The organism is Myxococcus stipitatus DSM 14675, from assembly GCF_000331735.1.
GTDB lineage: Bacteria > Myxococcota > Myxococcia > Myxococcales > Myxococcaceae > Myxococcus > Myxococcus stipitatus.
On sequence record NC_020126.1, the window covers coordinates 5257665 to 5275820 of the forward strand.

Annotated in this window: 17 protein-coding genes; 13 read left to right on the plus strand and 4 right to left on the minus strand. The window is 68.2% G+C overall.

Translation table 11 applies throughout. The features are described from left to right. Window positions 1-572: 572 nt before the first annotated feature. Window positions 573-2285, plus strand: coding sequence for a 30S ribosomal protein S1 (locus tag MYSTI_RS20430; RefSeq protein ID WP_015349683.1), 1713 nt, complete (start codon window positions 573-575; stop codon window positions 2283-2285). Between the two features lie 71 nt (window positions 2286-2356). Here MYSTI_RS20430 and MYSTI_RS20435 read toward each other — a convergent pair whose 3' ends face one another. Further along, window positions 2357-3223, minus strand: a complete 867-nt coding sequence (locus MYSTI_RS20435) for an N-acyl homoserine lactonase family protein (RefSeq protein WP_015349684.1) — start codon at window positions 3221-3223, stop codon at window positions 2357-2359. A 2-nt stretch (window positions 3224-3225) separates the two neighbouring features. Beyond that, window positions 3226-3804, minus strand: coding sequence for a TetR/AcrR family transcriptional regulator (locus MYSTI_RS20440; protein ID WP_015349685.1), 579 nt, complete (start codon window positions 3802-3804; stop codon window positions 3226-3228). A gap of 266 nt (window positions 3805-4070) precedes the next feature. Here MYSTI_RS20440 and MYSTI_RS20445 point away from each other — a divergent pair, with 266 nt between their 5' ends. From MYSTI_RS20445 to MYSTI_RS20470, 6 genes are all read left to right on the plus strand, one after another. After that, window positions 4071-5252 (plus strand): thiolase family protein, encoded by a 1182-nt coding sequence (locus MYSTI_RS20445; protein ID WP_015349686.1) that lies wholly within the window; start codon window positions 4071-4073, stop codon window positions 5250-5252. Between the two features lie 82 nt (window positions 5253-5334). After that, on the plus strand, window positions 5335-6033 hold the full coding sequence (locus tag MYSTI_RS20450; RefSeq protein ID WP_015349687.1) for a CoA transferase subunit A: 699 nt from the start codon (window positions 5335-5337) through the stop codon (window positions 6031-6033). A gap of 7 nt (window positions 6034-6040) precedes the next feature. Continuing rightward, window positions 6041-6697 (plus strand): CoA transferase subunit B, encoded by a 657-nt coding sequence (locus tag MYSTI_RS20455; RefSeq protein WP_015349688.1) that lies wholly within the window; start codon window positions 6041-6043, stop codon window positions 6695-6697. Window positions 6698-6767: 70 nt separating this feature from the next. After that, the gene (locus MYSTI_RS20460; RefSeq protein WP_015349689.1) at window positions 6768-7151 is read left to right on the plus strand and encodes a TIGR02266 family protein; all 384 of its coding nucleotides are present in this window, start codon (window positions 6768-6770) and stop codon (window positions 7149-7151) included. 33 nt (window positions 7152-7184) lie between these two features. Then, complete coding sequence (locus tag MYSTI_RS20465) at window positions 7185-8483, plus strand: class I SAM-dependent RNA methyltransferase (RefSeq protein WP_015349690.1); 1299 nt, start codon at window positions 7185-7187, stop codon at window positions 8481-8483. 1 nt (window position 8484) lies between these two features. Continuing rightward, window positions 8485-9882, plus strand: coding sequence for a VWA domain-containing protein (locus MYSTI_RS20470; RefSeq protein WP_015349691.1), 1398 nt, complete (start codon window positions 8485-8487; stop codon window positions 9880-9882). Between the two features lie 15 nt (window positions 9883-9897). On the opposite strand, the gene MYSTI_RS20475 is transcribed toward MYSTI_RS20470, so the two are convergent. Together MYSTI_RS20475 and MYSTI_RS20480 are read right to left on the minus strand one after the other, a co-directional pair. Further along, window positions 9898-10695: a hypothetical protein gene (locus MYSTI_RS20475; protein ID WP_044281025.1), complete on the minus strand. Its 798-nt coding sequence runs from the start codon at window positions 10693-10695 to the stop codon at window positions 9898-9900. Then, entirely contained in the window at window positions 10613-12025 is a 1413-nt protein-coding gene (locus MYSTI_RS20480; protein ID WP_015349693.1) for a DNA cytosine methyltransferase, read from the minus strand. The genes MYSTI_RS20475 and MYSTI_RS20480 overlap by 83 nt, the downstream gene beginning before the upstream one ends. Window positions 12026-12208: 183 nt before the next feature. Between MYSTI_RS20480 and MYSTI_RS20485 the strand changes: the two genes are divergently transcribed. The 6 genes from MYSTI_RS20485 to MYSTI_RS20510 all read left to right on the plus strand — a co-directional run bounded on the left by MYSTI_RS20485 (window position 12209) and on the right by MYSTI_RS20510 (window position 18084). Continuing rightward, window positions 12209-12733 carry a hypothetical protein gene (locus MYSTI_RS20485; RefSeq protein ID WP_015349694.1) on the plus strand — a complete coding sequence of 175 codons (525 nt, stop codon included), beginning with the start codon at window positions 12209-12211 and terminating at the stop codon, window positions 12731-12733. Between the two features lie 73 nt (window positions 12734-12806). After that, window positions 12807-14195, plus strand: a complete 1389-nt coding sequence (gene miaB, locus MYSTI_RS20490) for a tRNA (N6-isopentenyl adenosine(37)-C2)-methylthiotransferase MiaB (RefSeq protein WP_015349695.1) — start codon at window positions 12807-12809, stop codon at window positions 14193-14195. Window positions 14196-14221: 26 nt separating this feature from the next. Further along, the gene (locus MYSTI_RS20495; protein WP_015349696.1) at window positions 14222-14737 is read left to right on the plus strand and encodes a gamma carbonic anhydrase family protein; all 516 of its coding nucleotides are present in this window, start codon (window positions 14222-14224) and stop codon (window positions 14735-14737) included. A gap of 38 nt (window positions 14738-14775) precedes the next feature. Further along, window positions 14776-15246 carry a cyclic nucleotide-binding domain-containing protein gene (locus tag MYSTI_RS20500; RefSeq protein ID WP_015349697.1) on the plus strand — a complete coding sequence of 157 codons (471 nt, stop codon included), beginning with the start codon at window positions 14776-14778 and terminating at the stop codon, window positions 15244-15246. A 514-nt stretch (window positions 15247-15760) separates the two neighbouring features. Next, window positions 15761-16570 (plus strand): DedA family protein, encoded by an 810-nt coding sequence (locus tag MYSTI_RS20505; protein WP_015349698.1) that lies wholly within the window; start codon window positions 15761-15763, stop codon window positions 16568-16570. A 128-nt stretch (window positions 16571-16698) separates the two neighbouring features. Then, window positions 16699-18084, plus strand: coding sequence for an MATE family efflux transporter (locus MYSTI_RS20510; RefSeq protein WP_015349699.1), 1386 nt, complete (start codon window positions 16699-16701; stop codon window positions 18082-18084). Window positions 18085-18156: the final 72 nt, after the last annotated feature.

Below are 18156 nucleotides of genomic sequence, written 5' to 3' on the forward strand. Positions count from 1 at the left end.
CAGCGAGCTTGGGGAAAACTGAACAGAGTGGGGAACTGAGCATTCTAGGCCCTTCTCTCACTCCCAGTACACACGGCGGCGTGTCCAGGGAGCACGCGCTCGCGCGGTGGCTCTTCCGCGCCAGGTCCAGAGGAGGAAGGAAGGGGAGAGGCCCGCGGCCGCCGACGTGCGGGAACAAAGTCCACCCCCCCGGGCGCACCTTCCCCCATGACTCACGCCGGGCACCGGACTCGTGGGCCTCGCCCTGCGAACGGAACGAAAGCCGCCGAAGTGGGTCGCATTTCGGTGGATTTTTCGAGTAGGTTCCCGGCCGCTCGCTGTTCGAGCGTTCCAGGCAACACCCGCGTGGAAGCACCACCCCAGGGTCTTGACAGTCCCGGGGGAGCGCATCCACCGATCATCACATGGGGCACGAGCTCGCTTGACTACCGGAATCAGCGGTGTCTAGGGTGCGCGGCTTCATTCAAAAGTCCCCAGTGGTGGGGACGTCCGTGGACTCCCGTTGCGCCCCGCAGGAGGCACGTCCATCAAATCAGGGGGCAGCTGTGCCGTTTCAAAGGACTTCCAACTCCATGCAGCAGAACGTGAACCAGCAGGTCGAGACGGACGCCGGTGAAGAGAACTTCGCGGCGATGTTCGAGGAGTCGCTCAAGGAGCGCGGTGGCGACGGCATCCTGAAGGAAGGGGAGATCGTCAAGGGCACCGTCGTTCAGGTGACCAAGGACTACGCGATCGTCGACATCGGCTACAAGTCCGAGGGTCAGGTCCCGATCTCCGAGTTCACCAACCCTCGCGGTGAGGTCTCCGTCAAGGCGGGTGACCCGGTCGAGGTCCTTCTCGAGAGCCGTGAGAACGATACCGGCATGGTCGTCCTCTCCAAGGAGAAGGCCGACAAGATGCGCATCTGGGACGAGATCAGCGCCGCTTGCGAGCGCGATGAGATCGTCAAGGGCACCATCGTTGGCCGCGTGAAGGGTGGCCTCTCCGTCGACATCGGCGTGAAGGCGTTCCTTCCGGGCAGCCAGGTGGATATCCGCCCTGTGCGCAACCTTGATCAGTACATCTCGAAGGAATTCGAGTTCAAGGTCATCAAGTTCAACAAGAAGCGCGGCAACATCGTCCTGAGCCGCCGCGTGCTCCTCGAGAAGCAGCGCGAGGAGATGAAGAAGGAGACCCTCAAGAACCTCAAGGAGGGTGCGGTCCTCAAGGGCGTGGTCAAGAACCTCACCGACTACGGTGCGTTCATCGACCTGGGCGGCATCGACGGCCTGCTGCACATCACGGACATGTCGTGGGGCCGCATCGGTCACCCCAGCGAGATGTTCAACGTGGGCGACGAGGTTCGCGTCGTTGTCCTCAAGTTCGACCCGACGCAGGAGCGCGTCAGCCTGGGCCTGAAGCAGATCCAGGAGGACCCGTGGCACCGCGCCGACGAGAAGTACCCGGTCGGCACCCGCGTGCGCGGCAAGGTCGTGTCCATCACGGACTACGGCGCGTTCATCGAGATCGAGCAGGGCGTCGAGGGTCTGGTGCACGTGTCCGAGATGTCCTGGACCAAGCGCCTCAAGCACCCGTCCAAGATCCTGGAGGTCGGCCAGGAGGTGGAGGCCGTCGTCCTGGACATCGATCCGAAGGCCAAGCGCATCGCGCTGGGCATGAAGCAGATCGAGCAGAACCCCTGGACGCTGCTCGAGGACAAGTACCCGATCGGCTCCGTCATCAAGGGTCAGATCCGCAACGTCACCGACTTCGGCGTGTTCGTCGGCGTCGAGGAGGGCGTGGACGGCCTGGTGCACGTGTCCGACATCTCCTGGACCCAGCGCATCAAGCACCCGGGCGAGATGTTCAAGAAGGGCGACGAGGTCGAGGCGGTGGTCCTCAACATCGACGTCGAGAACGAGCGCTTCAGCCTGGGCATCAAGCAGCTCCAGCCGGACCCCTGGGAGACGCTGTCCGAGCGCCTGCCTGTCGGCAGCCGCGTGAAGGGCAAGGTCACCAAGGTCACCGACTTCGGCGCGTTCGTGGAGATCGAGCCGGGCATCGAGGGCCTCGTCCACGTCTCCGAGCTGAAGGAGGAGCGTGTCGAGAACCCGCGTGACGTGGTGCAGGAGGCGCAGGATGTCGAGGTGAAGATCATCGACATCAACACGCCGGACCGGAAGGTCGCGCTGTCCATGAAGGCGCTGATCGGCGAGGGCGACGACTACCGTGAGTACCTCCGCAAGCAGGCGGAAGGCTCCAAGGCGCGCCTCGGCGACGTGATGGGCAAGCTGACCAAGAAGTAGTCAGCGCGCTGCTTCACGGCGAGACGGCCGGGTTCCCGCAAGGGGGCCCGGCCGTTGCCGTTTGCGGGCGACTACTCGAGGTAGGCGGGGAGCGCGGGCAGCGTGCGCAGGTCCTCGGGCGCGTGCTGCACGATGAAGCGCCCCTGCGCGTGGCCGAGCAGCGCCTGCACCTGGCCGATGGACGTCAGCGTCTGCTCGCGGCTGGTGTTGAACGCGGGCACGGCGTGGTTCTCCCAGTTCGCGCGCGTGTGGCAGAGGTCTCCGGACAGCACGAGCGTCCCCGTCTTGGGCAGCGTCACCTTCAGCGACTGGTGCCCCGGGGTGTGGCCCGGCGTGGTGAGGATGCGCACGCTGCCGTCGCCGAAGACGTCGTGCTCGCCGTCCAACTGCTCCACCTTCGCCTCCTTCCACGAGGAGAACTTCGCCGCGTCCACCCCCAAGGGCGTGGGCGTGGCGGTGGCCCACTCCAGCTCCTTGCGCTGCACGAGCCAGGTGGCTCCGCTGAAGACATTGGCGTTGCCCGCGTGGTCCGCGTGCAGATGGGAGAAGCCCACGTAGCGCACGTCCGAGGGCTTCAGGCCCAACTGCGCGAGCTGTGCCTGGAGCCCCCGCCGGACATGCACGCGCATGCCCACCGCGTCCGTCACGCCGTCCGGACTCTGGGAGAGGACATCATCCAGCCCCGTGTCCCAGAGCAGCGTGCCTTGGGGGTGGCGGATGAGGAAGCAGCTCACGGGCAGGAAGCCGGGCTGACCACTGGGCTTGCTGCCATCGGTGAAGAAGCCCATGTCCGGGACATCGATGCGGCCGCAGTCGAGCGCGTACAGCCGCAGCTCCGCCGGGGCCTGCGTGGACGCGGGCGGTGGGACGTTGCGCGCGCAGGCACCACCGATGGACAGCACGAACAGCGAGGGGAGGAGGGAAGGGGAGAGGCGCATGGCTAGAAGGACCTCAGGACGACGTCGACGATGGGGGTGAGGTGGGCCGCGTCCGCCGCCGTCTTGGCCAGCACGCGCAGCCCGGTGAGGTTGTTGAGCAGGAAGGCCGCGAGGGCGCGGGCATCGAGGGAGGCGTCGACCTCGCCCGTGCGCTGTCCCTCTTCGAGGAGCGCGAGGAAGGTCGCCTCCGTGCGCTCGAACATCCGCGCCGCGAGCCGGGCCGCGGCGGTGTCTCGCGAGGCCAGCTCCACCGCGGTGTTGATGGCCAGACAGCCCTTGCGGTCCGGGTCCGCGACGTCCAGCTCGATGATGGCGAGGAACAGCACCCTCAGGCGCTCCTTGACGGACCCTTCGCGCGACAGCAGCGCGAGCAGCCGGGGCGCTTCATGCTCGTGATAGTGGCGCAGCGCGCACTCGAAGAGGCCCTGCTTGCTCTCGAAGGCGTTGTAGAGGCTGCCTCGACCCAGGCCCATCCGCTCGCCGAGCTCCTGCGGCGTCGCCCCCGCGTAGCCCTTCTCCCAGAAGACCTCCATCGCCCTGGCCACCGCCTCCTCCGCCTGGAACTTCCTGGGTCTCGCCATGCCCCTCGTCTAGCGAGTTTTGTACTTCAAGGTCAAATACCACTGACGCGGGGGCGCGAGCGTCCGACCGGTCGGGTGGTGAGGCCTGGCGAAAGCGGGAGGAAGTCCGAGGGGTTGGGTGGGATTTCGCGGTGCGTCGCGAGCAACGGACGCTCCCGTCGGGAGGCCGAGCGAGGACGCTTGAACTCCGGGGAACGCCCGGTGATAAGTGCCCCCGCCGCTGTTATCGAAGGACATCCGTACATCCTCAAGAGGAGGCAGTTTTCATGGCTCGTGACGTCGTCATCGTGGGCGCGGCCCGTACCCCCATCGGCGCCTTCCAGGGGGCGCTCTCCAAGCTGACGGCTCCGCAGCTGGGCGCGGTGGCCATCAAGGCCGCGCTGGAGCGCGCGGGCGTGAAGCCCGAGGCCGTGCAGGAAGTCATCATGGGCAACGTGCTCCAGGCCGGTGTCGGCCAGGCGCCCGCCCGTCAGGCCACGCTGTTCGCCGGCCTGCCCGAGGGAGTTCCCGCCACCACGCTCAACAAGGTCTGTGGCTCCGGCCTCAAGGCCGTCATCGCGGGCGCGCAGGCGATTGCCCTGGGCGAGGCGGACGTCGTCGTCGTGGGCGGCATGGAGTCCATGAGCAACGCGCCGTACATCAGCCACACGATGCGTGGCGGCGCTCGCATGGGCAACGTGGAGTTCAAGGACGCGATGATCCACGACGGCCTCTGGGACGTGTACGGCAACGTCCACATGGGCAACTGCGCGGAGGAGTGCGCCACGTCGCAGAACATCAGCCGCGCGCAGCAGGACGAGTTCGCGCTGGAGTCCACCCGCCGCGCCATCCAGTCCCAGAAGGAGGGGCTGTTCGCCGCGGAGATCGTCCCCGTGGTGATTCCTGGCAAGAAGCCGGGTGAGGAGACGACGGTGTCCGAGGACGAGGGTCCTCGCAACGCCAAGCCGGACAAGATTCCGGGCCTGAAGCCCGTGTTCAAGAAGGACGGCACGGTGACGGCCGCCAACGCGTCCTCCATCAACGACGGCGCCGCGGCGCTGGTGCTGATGAGCGAGGAGCGGGCGAAGGCGGAGGGGAAGACCATCCTCGGCCGCATCACCGGCTACGCGCAGGCCGCTCGCAAGCCGGTGGAGTTCACCATCGCGCCGGCGGACGCCATCAACACGCTCCTGACGAAGAAGGGCGTGAAGGCGGCGGACGTGGACCTGTGGGAGATCAACGAGGCGTTCGCGGTGGTGGCCATCGCCAACAACCGCCTCCTCGGGCTGGACCCCGCGAAGGTGAACGTGCGCGGCGGCGGCGTGGTGCTGGGTCACCCCATCGGCGCGTCGGGTGCGCGCGTGCTGGTGACGCTGCTTCAGACGATGAAGGACCAGGGCAAGAAGCGGGGCGTCGCGTCGCTGTGCATCGGCGGCGGCGAGGGCATCGCGCTGATGGTGGAGCGGTAGTTCATCCCTCTCCCTAGGGAGAGGGGCGGGGTGAGGGCCTCTGCGAGTGGCCTTCACCCCGTTTCCGTTATCAGGAGGGCGAATGAACAAGGTCTACGCGAGCGCGGACGAAGCAGTCGCCGACATCCCGGACGGCTGTACGCTGATGAGCGGCGGCTTCGGGCTGTGTGGCAATCCCGAGAATCTCATCGAGGCGCTTCACCGCAAGGGCGTGAAGAACCTCACCATCATCTCCAACAACTGCGGCACCACCGAGCTCGGGCTGGGCATCCTGCTCCAGAACAAGCAGGTGAAGAAGATGGTGTCCAGCTACGTGGGGGAGAACAAGGAGTTCGAGCGCCAGTACCTCTCCGGCGAGCTGGAGGTGGAGCTCAACCCGCAGGGCACGCTGGCCGAGCGCATCCGCGCGGGCGGCTGCGGCATCGGGGGCTTCTTCACGCCCACGGGCGCCGGCACGAAGATCGCCGAGGGCAAGGAGTCGCGCATCATCGACGGGCGGCTGCATGTGCTGGAGACGCCGCTGAAGGCGGACTTCGCCATCATCCACGCGGCGAAGGCGGACACCTGGGGCAACCTGGTGTTCAACAAGACGGCGCGCAACTTCTCCCCGATGATGTGCATGGCGGCCAAGGTCACCATCGTCGAGGCGGAGGAGATCGTGCAGCCCGGTGAGCTGGACCCGGACCAGGTGCACATCCCGAGCATCTTCGTGAAGCGCATCGTCCAGGCGAAGAACCTCCAGAAGTGGATTGAGCGGCGCACCGTCCGCAAGTCGGCCTGAGGACCCCATGCCACTGACTCGTGAACAACTCGCGAAGCGCATCGCGCAGGAGCTGCGGGACGGCTTCTACGTCAACCTGGGCATCGGCATCCCCACGCTGGTCCCCAACTACATCCCCGAGGGCGTGGAGGTGGTGCTCCAGTCGGAGAACGGCCTGCTGGGCATCGGGCCCTACCCGGAGTCGGGCAAGGAAGACCCCGACCTCATCAACGCGGGCAAGGAGACGGTGACGACGGTGAAGGGCGCGTCGTTCTTCGACTCGGCCCTGTCGTTCGGGATGATCCGCGGCGGCCACATCGACATGGCCGTGCTGGGCGCCATGGAGGTCAGCGAGGAAGGCGACCTGGCCAACTGGATGATTCCCGGGAAGATGGTGAAGGGAATGGGCGGCGCCATGGACCTGGCGGTGGGCGCCAAGCGCATCTACGTGGCCATGGAGCACGCGAACAAGGAGGGTCAGCCGAAGATCCTCAAGAAGTGCTCGCTGCCGCTGACGGGCATCAAGTGCGTGCACCACATCGTCACGGACCACGCCTACATCGACGTGACGCCGGAGGGCCTGGTGCTGCGCGAGCTGGCCCCGGGCGTGACGGTGGAGCTGGTGCAGAAGCTCACCGAGCCCAAGCTGAAGATCGCCCCGGACGTGCGCGAGATGAAAGTCTGAGCGCTCGGGGCTAAGGTGCGCCGCTGGGGGAGGGTGGTACGGACGAAACTTCCCCGGCGGAGCCCTTCCCATGGCGGACACCTCGGAGAAGCAGAACCCCATCGACCACCGCGCGCCGCGCGTCGAGTACGAGCTCCCGGTGGCCTACCGCAGCGTGGCGGGCTTCGTGACGGACTGGGCGGTCAACCTGTCTCGAGGCGGCCTCTACATCAACACCGACAAGCCGCTGCCGGTGGACACGGTGGTGAAGCTGCTGGTGACCCTGCCGGGGGCGCACTTCCCGGTGGAGCTGAAGGGCCGGGTGACGCGCACCAATGCACTCGGCGTCCCGTCCCCGCAGTCTCCGGGGATGGCGGTGGAGTTCCTGGACGTTGACGACGACAAGCGGTCGCGCATCGGGGAGTTCGTGGAGCGGTTGCGCTCGGAGCTCCCGGCAGAAGCGGCCCGGAAGTAGGGCGCCCCACCGGGCGCCACCACGAGCGCCTGCATGCTGCCCCTCCCTGAAACTCCCATCGCATTGACCGTCGAGCGCCTCGGGCAGCTCGGCGAGGGCGTCGCGTCCTGGCAGGGCCGCACCGTCTTCATCCCCGGAGCCTTTCCAGGCGACACCGTGCGGGTCCACCTGGAGGCCCAGGGCCGCGTGCTGCGCGGGCTCTTGCGCGAGGTGGTGACTCCAGGCGCCGACCGTCGTCAGGCGCCGTGCTCCCTGGCGAGCGAGTGTGGCGGCTGCGACTGGCTGAGCCTGGCCGAGTCCGCCCAGCGCCGCGCCAAGCAGGAGATCGTCCTCTCGACCCTGGAGCACCTGGGCCACATGAAGCGGGAGGACTTCGAGGTCCGCCCGCTGCTCGTGGCGCCTCGGGACTGGGGCTATCGCCGCCGCGCGGTGCTGCACCCCGCGGGCAAGGGCTCGCTGGGCTACTTCAGCCGGCGCAGCCATGAGCGCATCGCCGTGACGGAGTGTGGCGCGCTCTCGCCCGCGCTCTCGGAGCTGCCCGGGAAGCTGGCACCGCTGCTCAAGCCGCTGGCGAAGGACACCGAGGAGGTGCTCCTGCTGGCCGAGGGAGACAAGGCCACGTTCGCGGTGATGCTCACCGGGCCGGTGACGGCGCGGCACCAGGAGGCCGCGGAGAGCGCGGTGCGGGCGCTGCGGCTGGAGGGCGCGGTGTTGGTGCCGAAGGAGGGCTCACCTCGGCTGCTGGGCAAGCCCGTCCTGCGCTCGCTGTCCCCGCTGCGACCGGAGGTCCCGCTGTATCTGCGCCCGGACTCCTTCGCGCAGGCCCATGCGGAGGCCAACGTGGGGCTGGTCACCTCGGCCATCTTCGAGCTGGCCGCGAAGGATGCGGACTCCGTGCTGGAGCTGTACTCCGGCAATGGCAACTTCACCTTCCCGTTGGCGGGAGGCGTGGCGTCGGTGCTGGGCGTGGAGTCGTCGCCGGTGGGCGTGGAGCTGGCCCAGCGCAGTGCTCGCGAGGCGGGTGTCAGCAATGTCCGCTTCGTGCAGGGCGATGCGCGCAAGGTGTGCGACGGCCTGGTCGCCGAGGGGCGGCGCTTCGACATGTGCCTGGCGGACCCGCCTCGCGCGGGGGCTCCGGGGCTGGCGAAGTGGATGGTGGCGCTGGGCATCCGGCGGGTGGTGTACGTCGCGTGCGACCCGGCCTCGCTGGCGCGCGATGGCGCGGGCTTGATTGAAGCGGGCTACCGCCCCGTGGCGCTCCAGGTGGTGGACATGTTCCCCCAGACGCACCATGTGGAAGCCGTGATGTCGTTCGAGAAGGGGAAGGCCTGAGATGGACGCCCGCATCGTCGAGTTCGCCGAGGTGCTTCGACAGAACGGCGTGCGCGTGAGCACGTCCGAGGTCCAGGACGCCCTGCGGGCCACCACCGAAGTGGGGCTGACGCAGAAGGACCTGTTCCGCGCCGTCCTTCGCACCACGCTGGTGAAGCGCGAGATGGACGTGGACACGTTCAACCGCGCCTTCAACTTCTTCTTCTCCGGCGCGGCCGCGACGTTCGAGGCCATCGACAAGTCCCTGGCGGATCAGCTCGCGGAGGAGGGCTACTTGGATGGGGACATCCTGAAGATGGTCACCTTCCAGATGAACCTGCTCCTGCCGGAGATGTCCCCCCTGGCGCAGGCGGTGCTCGAAGGCGACCGCGCCCGGCTGGCGCAGATCTTCCGGATGGCGTCGCTCCAGCTCGACATGTCGCGGCTGGAGAGCCCGCTCCAGGCGGGGTTCTTCGCTCGGCGCATGCTGGCGGGCGCGGGCATGGAGCGGGCTCGCTCCGACATGAAGTCCCTGGAGGACGAGCTTCGCGCGCGGGGCATTGCTCCCGAGGGCGTGGAGATCGTCTCGCGCCATGTCGCCGCGGCGATGCGGAAGATTGAAGACGCCGCGCGCCAGGAGGTGAAGCGACAGGCGGAGGCTCGCATCCGTCGCCGCACGGACAATGTGACGGACAAGCCCCTGCACCTGCTCTCCCAGGCGGAGGTGGACCAGATGGAGTCCGCCGTGCGTACGCTCGCGGAGAAGCTGCGCAGCCGGCTCATCCGGCGTCAGCGCTCGCACCGCAAGGGCGCGCTCAACGTGCGCCGGACCCTGCGCCGGAACATGACGTGGGGCGGTGTCCCCATGGTGCCGCAGTTCAAGAGCCGCCGTCCGGAGCGCCCGGAGTTGGTGGTGCTGTGCGACGTGTCCGACTCCGTCCGGAACGCCTCGCGGATGATGCTGCTGTTCATGCACACGATGCAGTCGCTGTTCGTGCGCGTGCGCTCGTTCGTCTTCGTGTCCGACGTGGGCGAGGTGACGCAGTACTTCAAGGACCTGGACGTGGACGAGGCCATCGACATGGCCACGGCGGGGAAGACGGTGTCGCTCAGCGCGAACTCCAACTATGGCCGCGCGCTGGCCGACTTCACCCGAGACCACCTGGGCAGCATCACCCGCCGCACCACCCTCATGGTCATTGGCGACGGGCGCAACAACTACAACGCGAACAACGTCTGGGCCCTGAAGGACCTGCGCCGCAAGGCCAAGCGCGTGCTGTGGATCTGCCCCGAGGAGCGGGGCAACTGGGGCGTCGGCGACAGCGAGATGCTCACCTACGAGAAGCACTGCAACACGGCGGTGGTGGTGACGTCCGTCTCGGACCTCGCCCGCATCGCGGACCAGCTCGTGCCGTCCTGAGACGGCTCGCCCCGCTCAGGGCCGGTACTTCAGGACCTCGTCCCGGTTCAGGTCTCCCGCTCGGGCGAGCCGGTAGTGGCGCTCCTCGACGACCTTGACCATGTCGTCCTCGACGGCGAGCTCGAACAGCGCCACGCGCTCATCGCTCATGAACTGCGCGGAGATGGCGCGGACCTTCATGCCGGGGAAGCGCTGCTCGCACCAGGTGAGGTCCTGCTTCGCCTGGACCACGCTGATCTGGTCCGAGCCGCCCTTCGCCTGCACCGGGATGGCGTAGTGGCAGCCGTCCCGGTCGACGCCCATGTAGAGCTCGTCGATTTCAATCTGCCCGATGCCCTTCGCCGTCGTGCGCAGGTGGTTCTGGAGGGAGTACGTCGTCAGCCGCAGGAAGACGTCGAGCAGCCGGTTGTAGCGGACGATGGCCAGCAGGGCCTGCTCGTCGTCCAGCGCATAGGCTCGGATGAGCTCCGGCGTGCTGTCGGGAATCGCGATGGCGGGCAGGTCCGTGCGCGGCACCACGCGGTTGAGCCGCACCAATCGGAAGGCGTACTTGGCTCGGCCCACGCCCTCGATGACCCATTCCAGTCCTGGCGCCTGTGTCTCCAGGATGCTGTCAGGCATGCCAATGCGATAGCGGAGGGCGTAGATGACGTCGCCCAGGTTCTTCGGGAGGTCCACGCCCATCTGCTCGGCGGCGGAGACCAGGTCCTCCCGGTCGAAGTCGACCTGGTTATCCCCTCGCTTGAACCGGTCGAGGAAGATCCGCTCGATGAGGGCCTGGTAGCGATTCGCTCCGGTCGCGGCTTTGACCACGGGACCCCTCCATGGCGGCCAGTCGGGCCGCCTCTGTTTCGTGCTGACTCCGCTTTCGCTGGCCGCTCTTCCGGTCACGCGAGGTTCGAGGCGGCTCGACACCGAAGTGCCGGGACGCCTCGGAGACATCCATCGAGAGCAGGGCGGTGTCGCCCAGGTCCAGGACCCGCTGGGGGCGCGATGGCTTGAGGCGCAGCGAGGAGACGACCTCCGAGGCGATGGCTCGGGCCAGCGGAGGCGGCACCGCGTTTCCAATCTGCCGGGCCCCATGCCACTTGGTCCCCTGGAAGCGGAACCAATCGGGGAAGCCGTGCAGCCGTGCCATCTCGCGCACCGTCACGCAGCGCGCATGCTCGTAATGAATCGGGCGAGGGGAGGTGAAGGCCCCGCGAGCCCCATCCGTCCCAGCCCGCAGCGTGTTCGACAAGCCCTCCGGCGCCAGCTTGTAGAAGCGCGAGATGGGCTCCGTCGAGCCAGGGGCCGTCTCCGCGAACCGCTGCCGCGAGATGGGCGTGTGCGTGGTCCGCCAGGACGACGTCAGCAGGCCCGGGTCCCAGCGCCGCATGTAGCCCAGGTGCCAGTCCTCGTCGGCCAGGCAGCGGAGCTGCGCGGCGTAGCGGCTGGGCTTCCTGGGGCGAGGCATCGCAACGGAGTCCCCGTCCATCAGCGCCTCGAAGGCATCCGCGTCTGGCAGGTCGCCCAGCGCCTCCCGACACGTGGGGCCCGAAGGGGGCGCCACCAGGTCCCGCTCCCAGTCCGCGGGCGTCGTCGTGGGGGCCGGGTAGCGGGGGAGGGTGCCACCCTTGCGTACGCCCAGGAGAATCAAGCGCTCCCGGTGCTGGGGCACGCCGTAGGACGCGGCGTCCAGCACCTGCCACGGCATCCGCGCCTCATAGCCCACGTCGTCGAAGGCCCGGACGAGCTCGTCGAGGAACCTCCGGTGGTTCCCCACCGTCAGGCCCTTCACGTTCTCGAAGACGAAGGTGCGCGCCTCCAGCTCGGCCACCAGCCGCACGAACTCCAGGACCAGCGCATTGCGAGGGTCCTCCAGCGCACGCTGGCCCATCAGCGAGAAGCCCTGGCACGGCGGCCCTCCGAAGACACAGTCCACGGGCGACTTGCCCAGGCCCGCGGCGGCGCGAATCTCGGCCGCGGTCACCTCGGAGGCGGAGCGCGGGAGGACCGCGCACTCCGGGAAGTTGAAGGTGTGGACGGCGGCGTGGACAGGGTCCACCTCGACCGCCGCGCGCACGTCGAAGCCGGCCTGTTCGAACCCCAGGCTCATGCCTCCGGCACCCGCGAACAAGTCGATTCCCACCGGTCGTCTCATGAGCCCCCTACGCTACCGCCTGGAAGCCCGCCTGGCGTGAGCGAATCCGCGCGAGCCCTCCCTCCGTCCCCAGCCCGCCCGGCGGCCCTGGGTTCCGTGCGCTGCCCGATTGGACACGCAGTGAAGCCTACCTTGCGCGGACGGGGCCTGTTAGAGACGCGGACGACGACACCAGGACGTGTGATGCCCTCTGACCTCTTTGACGACAATGGTTTCCAGGATGTCCGGAACGTCGAGCCCCGGGGCTCGAACCTGTCCGCGGCGGATGATCGCACCCTCCGGATGGCCTCGCTGGTCCTGGACCGTGCGCTCCTGGAGGCGTTGATTTCCTATCAGCGCGCCTTCCTGGCGGACGCGGAGCAGGGGACAGGTGACCTGGATGTGGCCCGTGCGCACACCCGCGCCCTGGAGGCCTCCCAGCTGGAGGCCCTGACGGCGGAGCGAGGCATCGCCCTGCTGCGCTCCTTCGGGGGGCGGCGGTGGACGGTCCGCAAGCTCCAGGACAAGCTCCAGCAGCTCGAGGGCGCCTCGGATGCCCGCGCGGAGGAGCTCCGTCCTCGCATCCGCGGGGAGCTGGCCAGCCAGGAGCGGGAGACGGACGCCCTGGGCCGCCGGTACGGCGATGCCACCGTGGCCTTGCTGCGAGAGCACGAGGACGTCCTCGTCGACCTCCACACCCGGATGACCGGCCTGCTCAGCCGAGGGTGACGCTCCCCTCCGGTTCGGTTGATTTCCTCGCCCGGGCGTCGCATAAGGGCACGTTCTTGCTCAGAGAATCTCCATGAAGCGCTACTTCATCCACACCTTCGGCTGCCAGATGAACGTCAACGACTCGCTCCGGATGAGCGAGGTGCTGGCGAAGATGTCCTACGAGCCGACTCCGGTGCCGGAGAACGCCGACCTCATCATCCTCAACACCTGCTCCATCCGTGAGAAGGCCGAGGACAAGATGCTGTCCGCCCTGGGCCGCTACAAGCCCGTGAAGGCCAGTCGCGGCGCGCTCATCGGCGTGGGCGGCTGCGTGGCGCAGCAGGAGAAGGACAAGCTCATCAAGAAGGTCCCCTACCTGGACTTCGTCTTCGGCCCCGACAACATCGCGCGCCTGCCGGACATCATCGGCCGCGTGGAGGCGGAGCGGGAGCGGGTGGTGGAGACGGCCTTCGTGGACTCGGAGGAGTACGTCTTCCCCCGCGCCGACCCGGAGACGTCCCGCGGCAAGGTCACCGAGTTCGTCACGGTGATGAAGGGCTGCGACAACGTCTGCTCGTTCTGCATCGTGCCCCACACGCGTGGCCGCGAGGTGAGCCGCGCGTTCCCGGACGTGCTCCTGGAGGTCGACGCGCTGGCCAAGGTGGGCGTGCGCGAGGTGACGCTCATCGGGCAGAACGTGAACTCGTACCAGGGTGGCATCTCCTTCGCCCAGCTCCTCCTGCGCACCGCGGAGGTGCCGGGCATCGAGCGCGTGCGCTTCACGACCAGCCACCCGCATGACCTGTCGGACGAGCTCATCGAGGCGTTCCGCACCCAGCCCAAGATTGCGCCGCACTTCCACCTGCCCGTGCAGTGCGGGAGCGACCGCATCCTGAAGATGATGCGCCGCGACTACACCGTGGTGCAGTACCTGGAGCGGCTCCAGAAGCTGCGCGACGCGCGGCCGGGCATCGCCGTCACCACCGACATCATCGTGGGCTTCCCCGGGGAGACCGAGGAGGACTTCGAGATGACGATGAAGCTCACCGAGCAGGTGCGCTACGACAACCAGTTCTCCTTCATCTACAGCCCCCGCCCCAAGACGGGCGCGGCCCTGCGGGAGAAGGACTGGGGGCCCATCCCTCACGAGGTGAAGATCGCCCGCCTGGAGCGCCTGCAGAAGCTCCAGCGCCGCATCAGCACGGAGACCACCGCGGCCCTGGTCGGCGCGGAGGTGGAGGTGCTGGTGGAAGGGCACTCGCGCTACGACGCGGCGAAGCGCTTCGGGCGCACGCCGGAGAACCGCACCGTCAACTTCGACGGCGACGCGCCCACGGGCTCCGTGGTGACGGTGAAGGTGGACCGCTCCACCCCGAACCAGCTCGCGGGCAAGCAGGTCGCGGTGCTGCGGCTGCCCACCGTGGAGCCGCTGCCGGTGGCGCCTCCCGTCTCGCCGTTCCACGTCGTCGCGGAGGCCTGAGCGCGCCGCGCTCGAGGTGACACACCATGGCGCTGAGAGCGTTTCGCGGGGTCTCCCCCCGCGTCCACCCGAGCTGCTTCGTGGATGACTCCGCCCAGGTCGTGGGCGACGTGGAGCTGGGCGAGGACTCGTCCATCTGGCTCAACACGGTGATGCGCGGTGACGTGAATCCCATCCGCGTGGGCCAGCGCACCAACATCCAGGACCTCTCGCTGGTCCACGTCACCGGCGGCCGCTCGCACACCGTCATCGGCGACGACGTCACGGTGGGGCACCACGTGGTGCTACACGGATGTCTCGTCGGAAACCGCGTGCTGGTGGGCATGGGCTCCATCCTCCTGGACGACGTGGAGGTGGGGGATGACTGCCTCATCGGCGCCGGGACGCTGCTGACGCCGGGGACGAAGATTCCTCCGGGCTCGCTGGTGCTGGGCTCGCCCGGCAAGGTGAAGCGTCCGCTCACCGAGGACGAGCGGGCCTTCCTGCTCATGTCCGCGCAGCACTACGTCCAGATTGCTTCCGAGTACCGCGCCAGCCGCTGATTCGCTGGCCCTCGCGCGCCGTGTTAGGACCCCGCACCATGGCTCTCGTGCCTGCGACCACCCTCAAGGCGTGCCCGCTCTTCAAGGGCTTCACCGACACCGGCATCCAGATTTTCGCGGGGGTCGCCGTGCCTCGCGCCTTCCCCAAGGGCACCGCGCTGTTCACCGAGGGCAAGACGGGTGAGTCGCTCATCATCGTCGGCGAGGGCACCGTGCGGCTGAGCGCGCGAAGCCCGTCCGGCGAGGACGTGTCCCTGGGCGAGGTGACCTCTGGCGAGCCGCTGGGGGAATTGGCCCTGGTGCAGAAGGGCGAGCGGCTGTGCACGGCGACGGCCATCACGGACGTGTCCGCGCTGGAGATTCGCGCGGCGGACTTCCAGAAGCTCCTCGCGACCAAGCCCCAGGCGTGCGTGAAGCTGCTGATGGGAATCGTGGGCTACTTCGGCCAGAAGGCCCGCGACAACCGGGACATGATTCGGACCCTCATCGGAAAGGCGCCGGCCGCCTGAGAGGCCCGTGGTAGCGTGGGGGCCGGTATGCGTGCCCCCCACCTGGCCGTCCTCCCTCTGCCTGGGGCCCTTGTGACGTCCCTCGCGGACGGAGGGCCGGGCGCTCCCTTCCAACAGGCACCCCGACTCCGGGGCCTACGGGAAGGTGAGCCGACGCCCTGGGTGGTGGTTAATCTGCTCGAAGCCAAGGGACGCATGCGACCGGCGGGCATGCGGCGCGGGTGGGTGACACGGGCCCCATCCTTCTTCCGCGAGGTCGCGCAGGGGAATAGAGCAGGCGGGCAAACGGTCGATATCGCTGGGGTGGCGCCGCCGGGCCGAGCGCTGGCCCTCGGGGCAACCCAGGTCTCGGCGGGGGCTCATGGAGCCGCCAGCCGCCAGGGCCGCTCGGGTTCGAAGAAGTCCCCGGCCCGGAGTTTTGAGGAGGCGTGCCCGGTTGATGCTGGGGCGCTGGATGGGCTGGCTCGGGCCGTGACCCGGCGAGCCCCTCGGAAGTGAACGGACGGGACAACGCGTGCAAGAACTTCTCACCACCCTGATTGGCGATGCACACGGCTTCATCGCCTACGCGACCATCTTCGGCATCCTCGTGGCCTGCGGCCTGGGCGTTCCGCTTCCGGAGGACATCTCGCTCATCCTGGGCGGCTTCCTGGCGCACAAGGGCGCGGCGAACCTGCCCATGATGATGGCGGTGGGGTTCGGCGGCATCCTCGTCGGCGACAGCCTCATCTTCTTCGCGGGCCGGCGCCTGGGCGGCAAGCTGGGCCGCAATGGTGAAGGGAAGGGCGGAGGATTCTTCGCTCGCATCGTCACCCCGGAGAAGCGCGCCCGGGTGGAAGGGCTGTTCGAGCGCCACGGCCAGAAGATTGTCTGCATCGCCCGCTTCATGCCGGGCGTGCGCGCGGTGACGTACTTCACCGCGGGCTCGGTGGGCATGTCCTACTGGCGCTTCATCTTCTGGGACGGCCTGGCCGCGCTCCTGTCCGCCCCCGTGTTCGTCTGGCTCGGCTTCCACTTCGGCAGCGAGCTGGACATGCTCATCGGCAAGTTCAAGGAGGGCCAGTACGCCGTCATGGGCGTGCTCCTGGTGGCCGTCGTCGGCTACTTCGTGTGGCGGCGCCATCGCAATGCCGCGGCGAAGCAGGCCTCGGGTGAGTCCTCCTCCGTGGCGTCTCCGTCGCTCCCGGCCAATGACTCGGCCTCGACGTCCGGCGGGGCGCGCAACACCGTGAAGGGCGGCTCCGAGTCCCTGTTCACCGTGGCCGCGACGCCGCCCGAGAAGGCTCCCGTGACGGACCCTTCCCGCGAGCTGATGAAGCACTGACGTCGCAGTTCCTTGGTGCTCATAGGGGCTGGGAAGCCCCTGTGTGCCCTGGCAAGCAGGCGTGATGTCGCTGGCGGTGACGGGCGGTGCCTGTTACGCGGCCGCCAGCGCGGTCTCCGCGGCGAACCATGGCAGACACCTCCGTGCAGGGCCCCACCAGGATGGGGTTGTTCCGGCTGACCTGGCCGATCTTCCTGGAGCTCCTCCTCTTCATGATGATGGGGACGGCGGACACGCTGATGCTCAGCGGTGTGTCCGACGACGCGGTCTCCGCGGTCGGCGTCGTCAATCAGTACCTCTTCATCTGCATCCTCATCATGGAGGTGGTGAGCCACGGCGCATCCGTCGTCGTGTCGCAGTACCTGGGCGCCAGACGCTCGGAGGAGGCGGCGCGCATCGCGGCTGTCGCCATCACCCTGAACCTCCTGATGGGGCTGACGGTGAGCGCGGGGCTGCTGCTGTTCGGCGATGCGCTGCTGTCGCGGATGAACCTACACGGCATCGTCCTGGAGCAGGCCCGGACGTACATGGGCATCGCCGGGGGGCTCATCTTCCTCCAGGCGCTCATCAACGTCTTCTCGGCCCTGGTGCGCACCTATGGCTTCACGCGCGAGTCCATGCTCGTCGCGCTGGGGATGAACGTGCTGCACGTGGGCGGCAACGCGCTGCTCATCTTCGGGCTGTGGGGAGTGCCTCGGCTCGAGGTCGCGGGCGCGGCCTGGTCCACGGTCATCAGCCGCGGCGTGGCGCTCGTTGTCTTCGCGGTCCTGCTGCGCCGGGTGATGGACGTGCGGATGCAGCCGCGCGACTACGTGAACTTCTCGTGGGACACCCTGCGGAAGATTCTCCGGGTGGGCGTCCCGTCCGCCGTCGAGCACGGCACGTATCAGTGCTGCCAGGCGGTGTTCCTGTACTACGTGACGTTCCTGGGGGCGACGTCGCTGGCCTCACGCCAGTACGGGAACGCCATCTCCCAGTACGTCTACCTGTTCAGCTTCGCGGTGGGCATGGGCACCGCCATCATCGTCGGACGACTGGTGGGCTCTCGCCAGCAGGACGAGGCCTATCGCCGCGTGCTGAAGAGCCTCCAGTGGGCGGTGGCCATCACCGTCGTCGTGGACCTCGCGGTCATCGCCATCCGGGTGCCGCTGGTGAGCCTCTTCACCCACGACGCGGAGATCATCCAGCTCACCGCCCACGTCATCGTCCTGGGGCTGCTGCTGGAGTCGGGGCGCTCGTTCAACCTGGTGTTGGTGCACGCGCTGCGGTCCGCGGGGGACGCGCCGTTCACCGTCTACATGGCGTTCCTGTCCATGGTCTGCATGAGCCTGCCCCTGGGCTACTTCCTGGTGTTCAAGCTGGGGCTGGGGCTCGCGGGCGTGTGGCTGGCCATCGCCGCGGATGAGTGGGTGCGCGCCATCACCTTCTGGGTCCGGTGGCGGAGTCGCGCCTGGGAGAAGAAGTCCCTGGTGGATGACGCCCTCGCCGCTCCGGTCGCGGCGGCACAGCACTGAGAGGGGCCGCGGCTTCGGACGGTGTCGGGAGCACCCGACACCTCCGAAGCCAGCGGCCTTCCGACCCTCAGC